11 protein-coding genes and 1 tRNA gene are annotated in these 17919 nt (G+C 65.2%); 8 read left to right on the forward strand and 4 right to left on the reverse strand.

The window, feature by feature from the left end; translation table 11 throughout:
- Positions 1 to 20: 20 nt before the first annotated feature.
- A complete protein-coding gene (locus D8Y22_RS16675; RefSeq protein WP_141465823.1) occupies positions 21 to 647 on the forward strand; it encodes an RAD55 family ATPase in 627 nt (208 codons plus the stop codon).
- Here the strand turns inward: D8Y22_RS16675 and D8Y22_RS16680 are convergent, their stop codons facing one another.
- Positions 648 to 2264: a uracil-xanthine permease family protein gene (locus D8Y22_RS16680; RefSeq protein WP_141465824.1), complete on the reverse strand. Its 1617-nt coding sequence runs from the start codon at positions 2262 to 2264 to the stop codon at positions 648 to 650.
- A gap of 116 nt (positions 2265 to 2380) precedes the next feature.
- Positions 2381 to 4615 (reverse strand): VWA domain-containing protein, encoded by a 2235-nt coding sequence (locus tag D8Y22_RS16685; protein ID WP_141465825.1) that lies wholly within the window; start codon positions 4613 to 4615, stop codon positions 2381 to 2383.
- A gap of 34 nt (positions 4616 to 4649) precedes the next feature.
- On the opposite strand from D8Y22_RS16685, the gene cobN reads away from it, so the two are divergent.
- The 4 genes from cobN to trkA all read left to right on the forward strand — a co-directional run bounded on the left by cobN (position 4650) and on the right by trkA (position 11754).
- Complete coding sequence (gene cobN, locus D8Y22_RS16690; protein ID WP_141465826.1) at positions 4650 to 8543, forward strand: cobaltochelatase subunit CobN; 3894 nt, start codon at positions 4650 to 4652, stop codon at positions 8541 to 8543.
- A gap of 60 nt (positions 8544 to 8603) precedes the next feature.
- Entirely contained in the window at positions 8604 to 9371 is a 768-nt protein-coding gene (locus D8Y22_RS16695) for a precorrin-8X methylmutase (RefSeq protein WP_141465827.1), read from the forward strand.
- The gene (locus D8Y22_RS16700) at positions 9368 to 10171 is read left to right on the forward strand and encodes a cobalt-precorrin-7 (C(5))-methyltransferase (protein WP_141465828.1); all 804 of its coding nucleotides are present in this window, start codon (positions 9368 to 9370) and stop codon (positions 10169 to 10171) included. Before D8Y22_RS16695 ends, D8Y22_RS16700 begins: the two co-directional genes overlap by 4 nt.
- Before the next feature lie 248 nt (positions 10172 to 10419).
- Positions 10420 to 11754 (forward strand): Trk system potassium transporter TrkA, encoded by a 1335-nt coding sequence (gene trkA / locus D8Y22_RS16705; protein WP_141465829.1) that lies wholly within the window; start codon positions 10420 to 10422, stop codon positions 11752 to 11754.
- Positions 11755 to 11799: 45 nt separating this feature from the next.
- Here the strand turns inward: trkA and D8Y22_RS16710 are convergent, their stop codons facing one another.
- Together D8Y22_RS16710 and D8Y22_RS16715 are read right to left on the reverse strand one after the other, a co-directional pair.
- Positions 11800 to 12720, reverse strand: coding sequence for a thiamine-phosphate synthase family protein (locus tag D8Y22_RS16710; RefSeq protein ID WP_141465830.1), 921 nt, complete (start codon positions 12718 to 12720; stop codon positions 11800 to 11802).
- Positions 12721 to 12862: 142 nt separating this feature from the next.
- Positions 12863 to 13312, reverse strand: coding sequence for a MaoC family dehydratase (locus D8Y22_RS16715; RefSeq protein WP_141465831.1), 450 nt, complete (start codon positions 13310 to 13312; stop codon positions 12863 to 12865).
- Between the two features lie 152 nt (positions 13313 to 13464).
- On the opposite strand from D8Y22_RS16715, the gene ppc reads away from it, so the two are divergent.
- The 3 genes from ppc to D8Y22_RS16730 all read left to right on the forward strand — a co-directional run bounded on the left by ppc (position 13465) and on the right by D8Y22_RS16730 (position 17903).
- Positions 13465 to 16203 (forward strand): phosphoenolpyruvate carboxylase, encoded by a 2739-nt coding sequence (gene ppc / locus D8Y22_RS16720; protein WP_141465832.1) that lies wholly within the window; start codon positions 13465 to 13467, stop codon positions 16201 to 16203.
- 64 nt (positions 16204 to 16267) lie between these two features.
- Positions 16268 to 16352: transfer RNA gene (locus D8Y22_RS16725), tRNA-Ser, on the forward strand.
- Positions 16353 to 16511: 159 nt separating this feature from the next.
- Entirely contained in the window at positions 16512 to 17903 is a 1392-nt protein-coding gene (locus D8Y22_RS16730; protein WP_141465833.1) for a 4Fe-4S ferredoxin N-terminal domain-containing protein, read from the forward strand.
- Positions 17904 to 17919: the final 16 nt, after the last annotated feature.

Here is a 17919-nt window from a genome sequence, read left to right on the forward strand (position 1 = left end):
TCGTAACGAGAAGGTACTGTATGGACGGTCGGCTGAACACCGGAATCGACGTACTGGATCGGAAGCTCGACGGTGGGCTCCCACCTGGCTGTGTCGTCGCGTTTACCGCCCAGCCCGCCAGCCAATCCGAACTCCTGTTGTACGAACTCACGGCTGCTCGGGGCACGCTCTATCTGACGACCGAACGATCCGAACCGGCCGTACGCCACGCCGTCGAGCACTCGCCATCCGACGTCGGCAATCCGACCATCCGACACGTCACCGGCGAGGAGCCACTCCAGCAGGCAAGTCGGTTCGTCGACGCCATTCCCGACGGTGCGAACCTCATCATCGACACGATGGATCTCTTAGAACAGTCCGATACCGACGACTACGTCGCTTTTCTCAACGATCTCAAAGACCGGATGCTCGAGACCGACAGTATCGCGCTGTTGCACTGCTTGAAAGGCTCGTTCGAACCCGACAACCGCCCCCGTACTCATCACGCGGCAGACGCCGTCTTCGACCTGCGAACCGGCGTCGCCGGCACCGACCTCGAGAACCTGCTCGCGATTCCGAAGTTCCGCGAGGGCGGCCAGCCTACCGAGACGATCAAACTGGAACTCACCGAAGAGGTCGCGATCGACACGAGCCGCGACATCGCGTAGCTACCCGTTCCGTTCCGAGTCGCCGGTCTCGTCGGCGTCGTCGGTGCCGATCCACCGGTCCACGAACGAGTCGAACTCCGCGTCGTCCTCGGCGATTCGGTTCCACTCCGCGAGGCCGCGTTCCTCGCGCGTCCCCGGGATCGTGTTGTCGAGGACGAGCGCCGCGAGACCACCGACGGCCATCCCGGTCGAACCGATGATAAAGACCGTATCGACGACGGCGATCGCGCCGGCCTCGATCCAGCCCGCGGCGCCGTCGGCGAGGAGCCCGATCTCGAGCAGCGGCGCGATCGTCGCCTCGACGGCGACGGCGTCACGGAACGCAAGCGTCGTTTCGAAGTTGGCCATGTACTCGGGCACCGCGAGGCCAACGAACAGTGCAAAGCCGATGACGAAGCCATTTCGCGAGGACTCGAGATCGACGTATCGCAGATTCGCGACGCCGACGGCGACGATCTGGGCGAACATGGCGATGAAGAGGCCGCCGACGATCGGATCGGGAATCGTCGCGATCAGTTGGCCGACGTAGCCGATGAAACCGACGACGAGCATGACGGCGGCACCGATCTGGACGACGTACCGGGAGGCGACGCCGGTCAGCCCGATCGCGCCGATGTTTTCGGAATAGGATGTCGAACCGCCGGTCCCCATCACGCCGGAGAATACGTTCATCAGCCCTTCCATCCCGATTCCGTGGTTGATCCGTCGTTCGCTGGGTGCGGCCGATCCCGTGAGGTTCGCGACGGCGTAGTAGTCGCCGATGCTCTCGACGATCGAGGCGAGAACGCCCGCGAACATCCCGATGACGAACGCCGTCGTCACCTCGGGTATCCCCCACTGGAACGGATGTATCGGCATGAGTAGCGTCGCGTCGGCCACCTGCTCGAGCGGGACGTATCCCGGATGGTCGCTGCCGATGGTCCCCGCATACGACACCGCCGCGGCGATGGCCCAGGCGATCCCGATCGCGAGGACGACCGGGTACAGACGGAACGCCGCGTGTTTGACGTCGAGATACTGCGAGAAAAGGAGGATGAGCCCCAGTGTGAGTCCAAGCAGCAGCCAGCTTTGGTCGGTGGTCGTGATCTGTGGGGCGTCGAACAGCGCGAGGCCGATCAGTGCGATCGTCGGCGCGATGACGACCGGCGACAGCAGGTGCCGAAGCTTCCCGACCAGCCCGAGATAGCCCATCGCCACCTGCACCGCCGCGGCGACGATGATGGCTCCCTGCAACTGGAGGAGTGCGGCCTGCCAATCGGGTTGGCCCGCGACGCCGCCGGCCGTCACGACGGCGACGATCGCCAGCGCGGGTGCGAGCATCGAGAACGGGGCGCCCTGGACGATCGGATACCGGTTGCCGAACGTCGTCTGGGCCAGCGTCGCGATCCCCGAGACGACGAAGAACGTGCCGACGAACTGGGCCGTGATTCCCGGTGGCATCCCCATCGCCTCGGCCAGAATCAGCGGGACGGCGATGTTCGCACCGACCATCGTCAGATAGTGCTGGACGCCAAGCATCGTTGACCGTCCCAGCGGTGGCCGATCCTCGATGCCGTACTCGATATCGTCGTCGACGCCACCGCTGCCGTCGGTGGCGGTCGCGTCGTCGTTCGACATGACTCGTCGGAGAACGAGCGAGCGGCGTCAAAGACGTGTTGATCCGGCTCGACCGAAACAGCTCTCGATCGTGGGCTGAAGTCGAGCGGAACTACGGCCCATCACCCAGACGACAGTCACGACGACTCTTCTGCGGCCCGATCGGCTGCCCGTCGAACTGCCTCGACCGACAGCAACTCGAGTGCCACCAGGTCGCCGTTCGTTTCGCTCGCGACGAGGTTCGAAAGTCCCGCTCGAGCGTTGTCCCCAGCGTCGACGACGACCACGGTCGCGCCGGTACTCGCGAGCCGGCGGGCCGCGCGACGCGTCGCCTCGGTCGGACTGCCGTCGGCGACGTTGGCCCGGCCGTCGGTGACGAGCACGACGACTGCGGCGTCGGTGTCGGCGCGCTCGAGGACTGCCCGTGACGTCTCGAGGCCGGCCGGCAGCGGCGTCCGATCGCCGGAGGGGAGTTCCTTGAGGTGGCGGGCGGCCAGCGAGACGCTGTCGGTCGGCGGGAGGAGAACGTCTGCGTCCTCACCCGCAAAGGCGACGAACGCGACCTGGTCGCGCTGCTGGTAGCTCTCCCGCAGGAGCTCGAGAACGACGCCCTTGGCGGCCTCCATCGCGGGTCGCATCGACGCGCTGGCGTCGACGGCGAAGACGATCGTCACCGCCGTTTCGCCGGTCCGCACCGATCGTTGGAGGTCCTGTTTCTCGACGCTCGATTCACCCCGCGAAGCGGCCGAACGAACGGATGCGGCCGCGTCGATCGACCCGTCGCCCGACGCGGATTCCGTGCGGACGCGGGCGCCTCGATTGGTCACGTTCGGGGTTGTGCTCGTGCGCGAACCGCTCGCACCTGCTCCGTTCGTACGCTCCGCAGTCGGCGTGTCGATGTCCGGCGCGCTAGCCTGGCCGACCCCGGCGACCTCGCCGCGGGCCTGCCCGGGAATTACGGGATTGGCGTCCTCCTCACCGTCCGCGTCGTCCAGTCCACCGTTATCGTCGTCTCCCTCGCCGTCCGAATCGGTGTCGCTCGAGCCGGCTTCATCGGTGTCGCCGGCGGCTCCCGATCCCGCTTCGGTCGGCGTCGGCGATTCACTCGCGGACCGATCGCCGCCTCCCTCGTCGGCGCCGTCGTCGTTCGGGTCGTCCGACTCCCCACTGGCGTCGTCATCGGGCCCCGCCGTCTCGTCCCCGTCGCCATCGGACGCTTCCGTCCCGGATTCGTCGTCGGATTCGGATCGCGTCTCGGTCCCCTCGGTATCGTCGCCAGCTTCGTCCTCGTCGCCGGACTCCCGTTCGTCCCCATCTCCGTCCGCATCCGCTGGCGACTCCTCGTCGAACCGATCCTCGAGCACGTCCTCGAGATCGGGTTCGTCCTCGAAGGGCGTGCTCCGCAAGCGGTGGGGAAGCGCGTAGCGGGCGGCCTCGTGGACATCGGACTCGATGACCGTCTCTCGGCCCTCGAGTGCGGACAGGGTCATCGCGGTTCGGGCGATTGCCACGTCGCCGCGGTGACCGTCGACGCCGGCCTCGAGACAGAGTTCGGCGATCTCAGTCTTGAAATCGGTCGGGAGGTCGACGCCCGGGAGACGCTCGCGGGCCTCGAGAAGTCTCGTCCGGAGCCGTTCGATGTCGTTTGCGTACTCGACGGCTGGATCGGCGTTGGCGCCGCCGTGCTCGAGGGCACGATCGATGATTTCGACGCGGTCGTCGATGTCGCGGCTGCCTTCGACGGTCGCCTGGAGGGCGAACCGATCGCGCAGTTGCGGGCGGAGGTCCCCCTCTTCGGGATTCATCGTCCCGACGAGCGTGAACTCGGCCGGATGTGAGACGCTGACACCGTCTCGCTCGACAGTGTTGACCCCGCTTGCGGCGGCGTCGAGGACGACATCGACGAGGTGGTCGTCGAGCAGGTTCACCTCGTCGACGTAGAGGATGCCACGATGGGCGCGTGCGAGCAGGCCGGGATCGAAGTCGGCCTCGCCGGCCAGGGCGTCCTCGACCGAGAGCGTCCCGACGACGCGATCGCGGGTCGCACCGAGTGGCAAGGTGACCAGCGGGACGGGTCGTGTCTCGACGGGAAGCTCTTCCGGCGCTCGTTCGCGGCAGGATTTACACTGCAACGCCGGATCCGCGGGCGCACAGCCGTACGGACAGTCCGCGACGGCTCGCTGCTCGGGGAGGAGATCGACCAACCCGCGAACGGCGGTCGACTTGGCGGTCCCCTTTTCGCCGACGGCCAGCGCCCCGTCGAGGTCGTCGTTGACCGCGATCGCGAGCAGTACTCGCTTCAACTCGTCTTGCCCGACGATCGCTGGAAACGGCAGTGACGACAGCTTTTTGTCCCCAGCGTCTGCAACCATACTTTGGCTAATACAACAGAGGTTTAAAAACGCGATGACACGGATCGGGATCTACACGGCGACGGAGAACGAACTCGGCTCGATCGGCCAGGCCGCCCACCGACTCGAGGGCCTCGAGCTGGTCGTCCGATCGGAGAGCGACTTCGACGACGAGGCCGACGTCGAGGAGTTCGTCGAGGAATTGGACGACGCCGCGGCAGCGATTTTCTGGCTGCACGGCGCCGAAGACAGCATGCCGGGGTACGACTACGCGACGGGTGCACTCGAGGACGCGGGCGTCCCCGTGATCGTCAAGGCGACCGGCGACGCGTTCGCGTTCGAAGATACGACGGTTGCAGCGAGCCATCGCGACCTCGTTTACGACTACCTCGAGAAAGGCGGGACAGTCAACGTCGCGAACCTGTGTCGGTTCCTCGCTGCGGAGTACGACGGCGACGATCTCGCGTACGACGAGCCGACAGCACTGCCGACCGAGGGCGTTTACCACCCGGACTATCCGGGCGTCGGCTACGAGGAACTGCTCGAGACCCACGACCCCGAGCAGCCGACGGTCGCGATCTGGTTCTACGAATCCCACTGGACCCACGAGAACACCCGCTACGTCGACGCCCAGGTTCGGGCGCTCGAGCAACAGGGCGCCAACGCCCTGCCGATCTTCTGTAACCCGGCGACCGATACGGACGAGCAAGAAGACGCCGAGTGGGTCACGGACAACTGGCTTATCGACGACGCTGGTGATTCCGTCGTGGATGCCGTGCTCTCATCGTTCATGTTCTCTCTCTCCATGGACGAACGCGGGCGCAGCGCCGACGACGAGGGCTCGAGTGCCGAAGACGTCTTCCTCGACCGGCTCGGCGTTCCCGTTCTCCAGACGGTGACGACGATGCGTTCGCGGTCGCGCTACGAATCCAGCGACACGGGCGTGATGGGCTTCGAACTCGCCCTCTCGGTCGCGCTGCCGGAGTTCGACGGCAACGTCATCAGCCATCCAATTTCGGGGAAAGAACGCACCGACGACGAGGCCGGGATCGGTTCCGCGCCGAAACACCACTTCCCCATCGAAGATCGGATCGACCACGCGACCCGACTGGCGGTCAACTGGGCCGAACTTCGTCACACGCCGAACGAGGACAAACAGATCGCGGTCGTCCTGCACAACTATCCGCCCAGCGACGACGGGATCGGGACCGCGTTCGGGCTCGATAGTCCCGAGTCGACCGTCAATTTGATCGCGGAACTCGAGGCCCGAAACTACGATCTCGGCGGCGAACTGCCAGCGGACGGCCAGACACTCGTCGAGAAACTGACCGCCCAACTCACGCTCGAGGACCGGTGGGTCGCCCCGGAGGACGTTCGGGATCTCTCGGTCGACGTCGTCCCCTCGGACACGTACGCCGACTGGTTCGACGACGCGGACGAACGATTTCAGGAAACCGTCGTCGAGGAGTGGGGCGAGGTGCCGGAGCGTCCGTTCGCGATTCCGGGCGTCGAGTTCGGCAACGTGCTCGTCACGGTCCAGCCGCCACGCGGGTTCGGCATGGATCCCTCGAAGGTCTATCACGACTCCGATCTCCAGCCGCCACACGACTACTACGCGTTCTACGGCTGGCTGCGCAACGAGTTCGAGGCTGACGCCGTCGTCCACCTGGGAACGCACGGGAGCCTCGAGTGGCTCCCCGGCAAGACGGTCGGCCTGAACGGCGAGAGCGCACCCGACCAACTGATCGACGATATTCCGAACGTCTACCCCTACATCGTCAACAACCCCGGCGAAGGGACCCAGGCCAAGCGCCGGTCCTACGCCGCCATCGTCGACTATCTCACGCCCGTCATGCGAAACGCGGGGACCTACGACGAACTGTCGGAACTCGAGGAACTCGCGAATCAGTATCGCGAAGCCGGCATGGAAGACGCCCGCGCGGACGACGGTGAACACCTCGAGACGCTCATCCGCGAGAAAGTCGACGACCTCGATCTGGCCGTCGAACTGGGGATCACCGGCGAGATCACCGAGAAGGCCGACGTTCGCGGCCCCGACGAGGCCGGTTCGACGCTCGCAGACGGTGCTGTAGAGGGCGACGACCTCGCTATCGACGACCTCGTCGAGCGCATCCACGAGTACCTCACCGACGTCAAGACCACCCAGATCCGACTCGGCCTCCACACCATGTCCGAGCCGCCGGCCGACGAGCGCCTCGTCGAGTATCTCGTCGCGCTGACGCGCCTCGAGAACCCCGGCGCGCCGAGCTTACGCGAGAGCGTGGCCGAGGCGCTGGGCGTCGACTACGAGACGATGCTGAACGCACCCGGCGAGTACGACGCGGACCTCGGCATGACCTACGCCGAGGCCGCCGATATCGTCTACGAGACGAGCGTCGACCTGATCGAAACCCTCGCCGAACACAACTTCGACGTTCCGGAGTCGGAACTCGAGGGTGGCCCCGAGGACGAGGTGAACATGAACCTGCTCGTGGTCGACCTCGAGACGATCGGCGACGCGCGAGCGAAATCGGGTGCCCACGACGATCTGCGGAAGGTACTGGCGTACATCTGCGAGGAAGCCCAACCGCGCGTCCAGGGGGCCGAAGACGAGGTTCCCCGAACCGCCGACGCGCTCTCCGGCGAGTACGTCCCGCCGGGCGGCTCCGGCGCGCCGACCCGCGGCGGCGTCGACCTGCTGCCGACCGCGCGGAACTTCTACACGCTCGACCCGCGAAAGGTGCCTGCCAAGGCCGCCTGGCAGGTGGGCCGGGAGGTCGCAGCGGGCGTCCTCGAGCGCCACCACGCCGAAAACGACGAGTATCCCGAGGAGATCGGCGTCGTCGCCTGGGGAACCCCGACCGTGCGTACGCGCGGCGAGACGATCGCCCAGGTGCTCGCGATGATGGGCGTCGAACCCGTCTGGACCGACGCCGGCCGGATCGACGACGTCGAGCCGATTCCACTCGAGGACCTCGACCGACCCCGAATCGACGTGACGACGCGGGTCTCCGGGCTATTCCGGGACGCCTTCCCCGCCGCGGCGGGCGTCATCCACGACGCCGTCAATGCCGTGGTCGATCTCGACGAACCGCTCGAGATGAACTACGTGAAGAAACACGTCGAGGAGGAAGCCGAGCAACTCCAGGAGGAGGGGCTCGACGAGTCGGACGCCCGAAAGGCAGCCCTGCATCGGGTCTTCACCACCAAACCCGGCGGTTACGGCGCCGGGACGAACAAGGCCGTCGACGAGGGCAACTGGGACGACCGCGCCGACCTCGCCTCCGTCTACGTCCAGTGGGGGGGCTACGCGATGGGGTCGCGCGGACGCGTTTCCGACGCCCACGCATCCTTCGAGCGTCGACTCTCGAGCGTCGACGCCACCGTGAAGATCGAGGACACGATGGAGCAAGACGAGTTCGACTCCTCGGACTGGTACGCCTTCCACGGCGGCTTTATCTCCGCCGTCAGCGAGATTTCCGGCGAGGAACCGGCCTCCTACGTCGGGGATTCTTCCGATCCCGACAACGTGGACGTCTACACGAACGAGGAGAAGGTCCGCAAGGCCATGCGCTCCCGGGTCCTCAACCCTGACTGGCTCGAGTCGATGGAAGAACACGGCTACAAGGGTGCGGGCGACCTCTCGACGACCGTCGACGTGACGCTTGGCTGGGACGCGACGACTGGCGTCGTCTCGGATACACTCTGGGGAGACGTCGCCGACAAGTTCGCATTCGACGAGGACCGACAGGAGTGGCTGCGCGAGGTCAATCCGTGGGCACTCGAGTCCATCACCGATACCCTGCTCGAGGCAATCGAGCGCGACCTCTGGGACGCCGACGACGAGACGGTCGACCGCCTGCGCGATCTGAACCTCGAGGTCGAGGGCGATCTCGAGGCACGAACGACCAACGAGGTCGTCGGCGCGGAGGTGTCGGACGATGATTGACGAGCCAGCCGAACGTGTGCGGCCGACGAACGATACGGCAGCCACCGAGTGTGATACCCGATGAGCGACAGTCAGGAGTTCGAGGAGGAGTACGCCGATCTGGGCGCGACGACCCAGAACGCGATGGACATCGCCGAGACAAGCATGGATATCGTCCGACAGTTCGTCCCCGACGAGACGCTCGCCGACCGCGTCCGCCAGAAGTCGGTCCACTCGATGGGCGACATCGAGTTCCAGCACCTGATCGAATGTACGGGGCGTGACGAGTTGGGCGACGACGAGGACGCTCCGGTTCGGGCCGGCGCACGCGCCGTCCTCGCGGAGGCCACCATCGTGACCGATATCACGATGTCCAAGGCCGGGATCACCGGCCGCGGACACGACTGCGAGAAACGCAAGGCGATCGGCAACGGCGCCGAGTTGGCGAAGAAAACGGGGATGACTCGAACCGCTGCTTCGGTGCTCGAACTGGACAAGCAGGGCGTCTACGACGGGGCGATCGCGACGATCGGCAACGCGCCGACGGCAGCGTTCGCGCTCGCGGACTGCATCGAGGACGGGACCCGCCCGGCGGCTATCGTTGCGACGCCGGTGGGCTTCGTCAAAGCCGAAGAGAGTCGCCAGCGCATCCGCGAGGTCAGCGAGGCGTACGACGTGCCCGCGATCACGAACGTCGGTCGCCGCGGCGGCAGCGGCCTCGCCGCCGCGCTGACGAACGAACTGATCCACGTCGCCAAGGACGTCCGGACCGGCAAACTCGAGTTGGAGCTGACGCCCGACGAACGGGCCGTCCAGAACGCTGGCGACGAGGACGGCGAGAACGCATGAGCGGCGAGTACGATCTCGAGGCGGGTCCGGATCCGTCGACGTTCGCCGCGGCAGCGGCGGAACCGGATATCGACGAAGCGACGGCCGATCCCGTCTACGCCGTCGGCGTCGGCCCGGGCAATCAGGCGTACCTGCCCCCCCGCGGCCGTCGTGCGATCGAAGACGCCGACGTCGTCGTCGGCTTTACGACCGTCGTCGAGTTCGTCGACGATCTGACTGACGCCGATCTGTTGACCTGTGGCTACAAGGACGAAGCCGACGCACTCGAGGCATTCGGCGAACGCGTCGCCGCTGGCGAATCCGGGACGGCGGTCGCGATGGGCGACCCGAACCACTCGGGCTATCAGTTCGTCGGGAAGGTACAGGATGCGGTACAGAGCAAGGACTCCGAGCGGCCCGTTCGCGTCGTTCCTGGAATCTCCTCGCTCCAGATGGCCGCGAGTCGCGCCCGAACGCCGATGGAAGACACCGAGTTCGTCACGCTCCACAAAAGCGGTGACCTCGAGGCTGACATGGATCGGCTCGCACGGGCAGCGGTGGCGGACCAACGGCATCTGCTCGTCCTGCCTCGGCCCTACGATCGCATGCCCGGTGACATCGCCCAGTTCCTGCTCGAGAACGGGGCCGACCCCGATCTCGAGGCGCTGGTTCTCGAGAAATTGACTCACGACGATGAGACCATCCACCGGTTTCGGCTGTCGGAGCTGTCCGACCACGCCGGCGGCGACGGAAAAGACGAGACGATGTTTTCCGATCTCGTGGTTCTGGCCGTTCGGCAGCCGGTGTCGAGGCAGCCGTAACTCTCTCGGCGTGACATCGTCTCTTTGCCGAGCGGTCGACGAGCGATGCTTGTGCGTCGATCGTCCGGTAGACACGACAACGGGCGCTACCAAGCATCCTTTTGGCAGGGACGAGTACGGTCGGCCAAGCATCCTTTTGGCAGGGACGAGTACGGTCGGAATCGAACGATGCCGCTCGAGACTAGACATTTATACCGATACCGGTCACACCAAACAGTAACGACTGCTATGACCTGCGAGAGGGGACCATGCGCGTAGCCATCGTCGGTGCCGGCGAGGTCGGGAAGGCCATCGCCGCGAATCTGGCTGAATCACACGACGTCGTCGTGATCGATCCCAACGAAGCGGTGATCGAGGAACTCACGTACTCGCTGGATGTCCTCACGATCAGGGGCGACGGGACCGAACTCGGCTCGCTCCGGGACGCGGAGGTCGACCGTGCCGATCTCGTCATCGCCTGTACCGACAGCGATGAGACGAACGTCGTCGTCTGTGGCGCCACGAAGACCATCAGCGATGCGTTCACGATCGCTCGCGTGCGTCGTCGGACCCTGCTCGAGACCTGGGAGGGCTCGCAGGGCGCGTTCGGCGTCGATTTCATGGTCTGTACGGACCTGCTGACTGCGCAAACGATTTTTCGAATCTGCGGGCTCCCCGCGGCCCAGGACGTGGATATGTTCGCGGGTGGGCTCGTTCGGATGGCGGAGTTCGTCGTCGATCCGGACAGTCCAATCGCCGATGAGACGATCTACGAGGCCGACCGATACGATTCGCTGACGTTCGCAGCACTTTTTCGCGACGACGAAATGATCGTCGCGACGGGCGATACCGTTATCCGCCCCGGCGACCGGGTCGTCGTCATCGGCAGTCCCGATTCGGTCACCGACTTCGCTAACGACCTCACGATGGCCGACGCCGAGCAGTTAGAGGAAGTCGTCGTCGTCGGCGCCAGCGAGATCGGTTATCAGGCCGCTCGCGAGTTCGAAGCCCACGGCTACGAGCCGCGGCTGATCGAGCAAGACCACGACCGCGCTCGAGAGGTCGCCGAATCGCTTCCCAACACGCTGGTGCTCGAAAGCGACGCGACCGACGCCGAGTTTTTGGCGCGCGAACACGTCGACGAGGCAGATATCGTCGTCGCCGCGCTGGATGGCGACGAGAAGAACCTGCTCGTCTCGCTGCTTGCCCGTCGGCTCGGCGTCGATCGAACCGTCGCCGTCATCGAGAATCTCCAGTACGCGGAGCTCTTCGAAACCGTCGGCATCGACGTCGCGGTCAACCCCCGCGAGGAGACTGCCGAGGAGATCGTCCGCTTTACGCGGGCAGAACACACCGAGAAGATCGCCATGCTCGAGCACGATCGGGCGGAGGTCATCGAGTTCGAAGTGGACGAGGATAGCCACCTCGTCGGCGGCCCGATCGTCGATGTCACGAGCGATCTTCCGAACGGCGTCGTCATCGGCGCTATCTCCCGGGGCGGCGAGCGCATCACGCCCCGCGGGACGACGGTCATCGAACCTGGCGATCACGTCGTCGTCTTCGTCGATGCCGCGGTTCTCGACGACATTCTCGAGGAGATCTAAACGAAAAGCAGCGCAGTTCGCTACCGACGTGCAGTACGCTATCGGTTACGTGGCGTCCTCGAGCAGTTCCTCGAGCAACGCGGCCGCGTCGGCTCCCGTCGATCCGAAGACGTAGGTCGCCGGTTCGATGCCGAACGCGCCGCGGTGGTAGGCCAGCCGTGGGACCTCGCCGCGATCGTCGAATCGGTTCAGGAGGTGTGCACCCCGATCCTCGTAGTCCGCGTCGAACTCGAGGGGGTCGATACCGCGGGCCCGGCCAGCCTCGAGCAACGCGTCGTCGGTGGCGACGTTGATCGCACCGCGGCGATCCGGATCGATCGCGGTTGCTGCGAGGATTGCTGTCGCGACGTGTTGTGATGCGCCGAACTCGGGATTAGCGGGGATTTCGATGCGGCCGCTCATCGCATAGATACGCCCGGGGATCGCAGCGACATCGGTGCCGTCCGAAGCATCGGGCAGGGCCATCCCGACGTTCGTGCCGACGTTGGGGACGAAGGCGGCCATTCCCGGCGTCGATGCGATCGTCCGTGCGGCCGTCCGGACGTTCGCCAGCACGTCGCGTTCGGCTCTGACGTCGGGATCGAGTCCCCGAACGCACAGATCACAGCCCAGTCCTCGCAGCGCAGGCATCTCCTCTTCGTGAAGTTCGCAGATCGGCCCTCGATCCTCGAGGCTGCGAACGAGCGAGAGGAGTTCCGCCAGGGCGTCGTAGCCGTCCATCTCACCGCTCGAGAGTCCGTCGGCGATGCGATCGACGGTCGCGGTCGTCTCGGGGTCGTCGCGAAACCGATCGTCGCCGCCGCCATCACCGCTGACGTACTTGCTGACGGCCGCCTGCGTGACGCCGAGATTGGCGGCGATCTCCTCCTGGGTCATCCCGCGCTGGGCGAGTCGTTCCGCGAGCATCGTCCGCACCGTCGGCAAAAACCGATCGACGACGAGTTCGCTCGGCAGGACGAGAGACATAGCTCGAGGTTTCGTCGACACCGGCTTAAATCCGATCACTCGGACGGAACGCAGTCTGACGTACGGCCTCCTCACAGCCGTCGAGATAACCACGAGCGGCCATGTGACCGCGGTGACCGGCAACGACGTACGGTCGCCCGCATCACCCGTCGGGATTTCGTCGCTCGAGCATCCCGAGGCTGATCCAGGAGACGACGACCTCGTCGTCCTGGTTGTACCCCTCGAGTCGGCTGTCGACGTAGCCGCGTCGTGGGTCGCTCTCGGAGACGCGTTTGTCGATCACTTCCGTGCGAACGCGCAGGGTATCGCCGGGTGTGACGGGTCGTTTCCACCGGAGTTCGTCGACCCCTCGCGCACCCATGGCCGCGCGCTCCTCGAGGTAGTCGTCGACGAGCATGCGCATGCACATCGACGCGGTGTGCCAACCCGAGGCGACCAGTTCGCCGAACGCCGATTCCTCAGCGGCGCCGGCGTCGGTGTGAAACGGCTGTGGATCGTACTGCTCGGCGAAGTCGACGATTTCGTCTTCCGTGACGCGGTACTCCCCGAACTCCTCGGTTTCTCCGATTTCGATGTCCTCGAAGTAACGCATACGTATCTCCTGGGAAACCCGTCTGCAAGAAACTGTGGATGGCGGCACTGGCGACCCCACCACGGTATCGTCGGTCTGCAACTCACAGCCGGGACCGAGATTCCAATACGGATCACATGGGTTTTTTGACAGTCACGGTTCTCCGGTACGATATGGAATTACACAACAGGGGTGTTCGACAGGATGTCCGCGAGCTCGGCGAACTACTCGGGACGGTCATCGAAGCCCAGGCCTCCCGCGACGCCTTCGACACCGTCGAGTCGTGTCGACGGACGGCGATCGACTACCGATCGGGTGACCTCGACTCGCGCGAGCCGCTGGTACGTGAACTTGAGGACATTTCGCCCCACACCCAGCGGGTCGTCGCCCGTGCGTTTACGACCTATTTCGAGCTGATCAATCTCGCCGAAGAGCGCGAACGCGTTCGATCGATCCGGACCGCCTCCCAGGAGGGAACGCTCGCGGATAGCCTCGAGGCCGCCGCCGCCGACCTCGGCGAGTCCGACACCGAGACCGTCCAACAGATTCTCGACGACGTGCTCATCGAGCCGACCTTTACCGCCCATCCGACGGAAGCCAGGCGAAAGACCGTCAAGTCGAAACTCCGGACGATTTCGACCGACCTCGAGACGCTCGACGAGCGGCTGTTGACCGACGACGAAGCCAAAGCGGTCTGGAACAGCGTCGACGCCGAGGTGACGAGCCTCTGGCAGACGCCACAGGTTCGCAACCGCCAGCCCGAACCCGACGACGAGGCCAGAAACGTTCAGTGGTACCTCGAGAACACCCTCTTCGACGTCGTCGGCGACGTTTACCAGGAACTCGACGAGGCGATCGACGAGCCCGTCGACGGGAGTGTCGACGTCCCCAAACTCCTCGAGTTTCGCTCCTGGGCCGGCAGTGACCGCGACGGCAACCCACACGTCACTCCCGAGGTCACTGCGAACACGCTCGAGCGCCAGCGCAGCGTCGTCCTCGAGCGCTATCGGGACGAACTCAAACGGCTCTCGGGCGTTCTCAGCCAGGACGGCAGTCGGATCGATGTCGGTTCGGCGTTCCAGGTCGGCCTCGAGGACGACCGCACGGAGCTTCCGGGAAGCGCCAGCATGGCCGAACAGCGGTATCCGGACGAGCCCTACCGCCAGAAGCTCAAACTCATGCGCGAACGCCTCGATCGCATCGGCGACGTACGACCCGGCGGCTACGACGATGCTGAGGAACTCCTCACGGATCTCGAGGACATCGCCTCGAGTCTGCGCGCCAACGGGGCGGGGAGTGTCGTCGACGCCCACCTCGGTCCCATCTATCGACAGGTCGCGACCTTCGGCTTCTCGCTTGCGAGTCTGGATCTGCGCGATCATCGTCAGAAACACACCGACGCTATCACAGCGGCCCTGGAGCGAGCGGGCATCGAGTACGACACGCTCACGGAAGACGAGCGAGTCGAGTTGCTCACGGACGCCATCTTACAGGACGAGCCGGTGATCGACCTCGGGGCGACCGACAGTCTGTCGGCGGCCGACGCGCGGGTGCTGACGCTGTTCGACCGCCTCGGCGAGTGGCAAACCGAGTACGGTACCGAAGCGATCGACACCTACTGTATCTCGATGACCGAGGAGCCAAGTCACGTCCTCGAGGTGCTCTTTTTGGCCGATCAGGCCGGGGTCGTCTCGTTACCCGAACACAGCGGTCTCGATGTCGTCCCCCTGCTCGAGACCGAGTCGGCTCTCTCGGGTGCGCGTCGAATCATGGGAACCCTGTTCGAGAACGAGGCCTACGCACAGGCGCTTGCCGCCCGTGGCGGGACCCAGGAGATCATGCTGGGCTACTCGGACTCGAACAAGGAAAACGGCTTTCTCGCTGCGAACTGGTCGCTGTACAAGAACCAGCGCCGGCTGGGAGAGATCTGCGACGAACACGACGTCACGATGCGGCTGTTTCACGGTCGGGGCGGTTCGATCTCCCGCGGCGGCGGACCGATGAACGAGGCGTTGCTCGCGTTGCCCAACGATACGGTGACAGGCCAGGTCAAGTTCACCGAGCAGGGCGAAGCCATCGCCGAGAAGTACGCCAATCCCAGGATCGCCCAGCGCAACATCGAGCAGATGTTGAACGCCCAACTTCGCGCTCGACAGGACGCCATCGAGCACCCAACCGAGGACGTGCCCGAGGCGTGGCTCGATGCGATGGAGACCATGGCCGACGCTGCCCGCCGGGAGTACCGCGACCTCCTCGAGAGCGACGGCTTCGTCCGGTACTTCGAGGAAGCAACGCCGATTACGGTGATCGAGGACCTAAACCTCGGCTCCCGGCCGGCCTCGCGCAGCGGCGAGCGGACCGTCGAGGACCTCCGGGCGATTCCGTGGGTGTTCTCCTGGATCCAGTCGCGGTGTATCCTGCCCGGCTGGTACGCCATCGGGACGGGTATCGACGCCTACCTCACGGGCGATGGATCGTCGAATGCGGCGGCCGACGACGGTGAGGGCGGCGACGCCGACGACCGCATGGCGGTCCTCCAGGAGATGTACGCCGAGTGGCCGTTCTTCCGGACCACGCTCGACAACGCCGCGCTCTCGTTGTCCCGAACCGACCTCGAGATCGCTGCCCAGTACGCCGACCTCGCCGACGGCGACCGTCGCGAGCAGTTCTTCCCGCGGCTGACCGACGAGTACGAGCATGCTGCCGACCTGATTACGACGATCGGCCAACGCGACCAGTTGCAGACGCGGGATTGGCTCGGCGAGAACCTCGAGCGGCGCAACCCCTACGTCGATCCGCTGAACGTCCTCCAGACGTACCTACTTGGACGCACGCATCTGACCGATGTCGAAGAGCGGACCCTGCGACTAACGGTCAAGGGGATCGCGGCTGGGATGAAAAACACCGGGTGAATCGCTCACAGGCGGGGAGAAAAATCGAAACGGGTAAAAACGTCTCCCCGGTAGTAGGTGATGAGCCGAGATAGCCTAGCCCGGCCAAGGCGGTAGATTCGAAATCTACTGTCCTCACGGACTCGGGAGTTCAAATCTCCCTCTCGGCGCTTTTCAGCAGCACAAATCGACGAGCGAAGCGAGCCATATCCATACCGTGCCCGTCATTCGCAGGCCCGTCTGTTACCCCCACGGGAATGGTCATCACCTGTGTCAGTGAGCATGGTTTCACGCGAACGATATCGACGGTATCGAGATGAGGTGCCTCGATGAGTAGCGACGAGTCTAGCGGTGACGACGCCTTCCATCCGCTGGGTGAGGACGCCCAGGAGAACTACAGAGCGTTGCTCGAGGAGGGCGACTACGACGCGGACCTCGGCATGGAGATGGCCAAGGACGCGATGCGACTTACCAAGGGTGAGATATCGGAGGCCGAGTTCTACGATCGCTACCACGAGGACGTGCTCGAGGAGTTCGGCGAGGACGAGCGACCGATGGCCGAAGCGATCGAGACCGCTCGCGAAGAGGGACGCCTCGAGCAGGCGCTGTCCCGGTTCGGCGTCGGCGAGGAGACGCGTCGCGACACGATGAAGAAGATGGGCATGGGTGCCGGTGCGATCGGGCTCAGTGCGTGGGGCGCCTCGAGCAACGGCGCGGACGAACCGGAGCCGAACGTCGCCGCCCAGGACGACGATGCGAGCGAGGACGGGACACAGTGGGGAATGGCGCTCGATCTCGAGGTCTGTGACGGCTGTCTCTCCTGTGTGGTCGCCTGCAACGCCGAGCACAACTGGAACGAGGGGGCGAACTGGATGTACATCATCGCCTACGAGGACGGGATCGTCGAGTCGCCCGAACCAGACGACGAAGACGCCGGCACGCGAGATTTCCAGTACCTGATCCGGCCCTGTCAGCACTGTACCGACGCGCCTTGCGAGAAGGTGTGTCCGACGACGGCCCGTCACACCAGAGACGAGGGCGGTCTCGTCCTGACCGATTACGATGTCTGCATTGGCTGTCGGTACTGCCAGGTCGCCTGCCCCTACGGTGTCAACTACTTCCAGTGGGACGACCCTCCCGAGGAGGCAATCGAGATGGACGAAGAGATGCAGTTCGACCAGCGCGACCGGTGGGTCAGCGGGGCCGGCCCTCGCGGCGTCATGGAGAAGTGTATCTTCGATCCGGCTCGTCAGGACGGCCAGATGGGCGAGGAGATGGTCGGGACGACCGCCTGCGAGGACGCCTGTCCACCCGGTGCGATCCAGTTCGGTGATATGAACGATCCCGAGAGCGACCCCCAGCAGTACCTCGAGAACGTGCCGCTCGCCCGCGCGCTCGAGCACGATCCGGACGACGACGAGATCCAGGACGCGATCGCGATTCTCGAGGACGAGGAAGACCCCGCCGACGACGAGGACGACGACGGACTCACCGAGGAGGAGGCCGAACGCGTTCTCAGAGGCGAGTACGGCGACAACTCCTCGCGGTTCAGGCTGCTCGAGGAGTACAACACGAACCCGAACGTCGAGTACATCGGCAACGAACCGGGCCCCCACGCCGAGCAGGTCGAGGGGCCGGTCGCCTACGACGACGTGGGGATGGTCGACAACCGCAAGGATGTCCTCGACGAGAAGACCGTCGACGGCGGACTCGAACTGTAGCCGACGAAACTCGAGA

The organism is Salinadaptatus halalkaliphilus (assembly GCF_006543045.1).
Classification (GTDB): domain Archaea; phylum Halobacteriota; class Halobacteria; order Halobacteriales; family Natrialbaceae; genus Salinadaptatus; species Salinadaptatus halalkaliphilus.

Excerpts from the sequence above, each read along its gene's own strand:
- D8Y22_RS16675 (WP_141465823.1), top strand. The coding sequence starts at position 21 with ATGGACGGTCGGCTGAACACCGGAATCGACGTACTGGATCGGAAGCTC.
- D8Y22_RS16680 (WP_141465824.1), bottom strand. The coding sequence starts at position 2,264 with ATGTCGAACGACGACGCGACCGCCACCGACGGCAGCGGTGGCGTCGAC.
- D8Y22_RS16685 (WP_141465825.1), bottom strand. The coding sequence starts at position 4,615 with ATGGTTGCAGACGCTGGGGACAAAAAGCTGTCGTCACTGCCGTTTCCA.
- cobN (WP_141465826.1), top strand. The coding sequence starts at position 4,650 with ATGACACGGATCGGGATCTACACGGCGACGGAGAACGAACTCGGCTCG.
- D8Y22_RS16695 (WP_141465827.1), top strand. The coding sequence starts at position 8,604 with ATGAGCGACAGTCAGGAGTTCGAGGAGGAGTACGCCGATCTGGGCGCG.
- D8Y22_RS16700 (WP_141465828.1), top strand. The coding sequence starts at position 9,368 with ATGAGCGGCGAGTACGATCTCGAGGCGGGTCCGGATCCGTCGACGTTC.
- trkA (WP_141465829.1), top strand. The coding sequence starts at position 10,420 with ATGCGCGTAGCCATCGTCGGTGCCGGCGAGGTCGGGAAGGCCATCGCC.
- D8Y22_RS16710 (WP_141465830.1), bottom strand. The coding sequence starts at position 12,720 with ATGTCTCTCGTCCTGCCGAGCGAACTCGTCGTCGATCGGTTTTTGCCG.
- D8Y22_RS16715 (WP_141465831.1), bottom strand. The coding sequence starts at position 13,312 with ATGCGTTACTTCGAGGACATCGAAATCGGAGAAACCGAGGAGTTCGGG.
- ppc (WP_141465832.1), top strand. The coding sequence starts at position 13,465 with ATGGAATTACACAACAGGGGTGTTCGACAGGATGTCCGCGAGCTCGGC.
- D8Y22_RS16730 (WP_141465833.1), top strand. The coding sequence starts at position 16,512 with ATGAGTAGCGACGAGTCTAGCGGTGACGACGCCTTCCATCCGCTGGGT.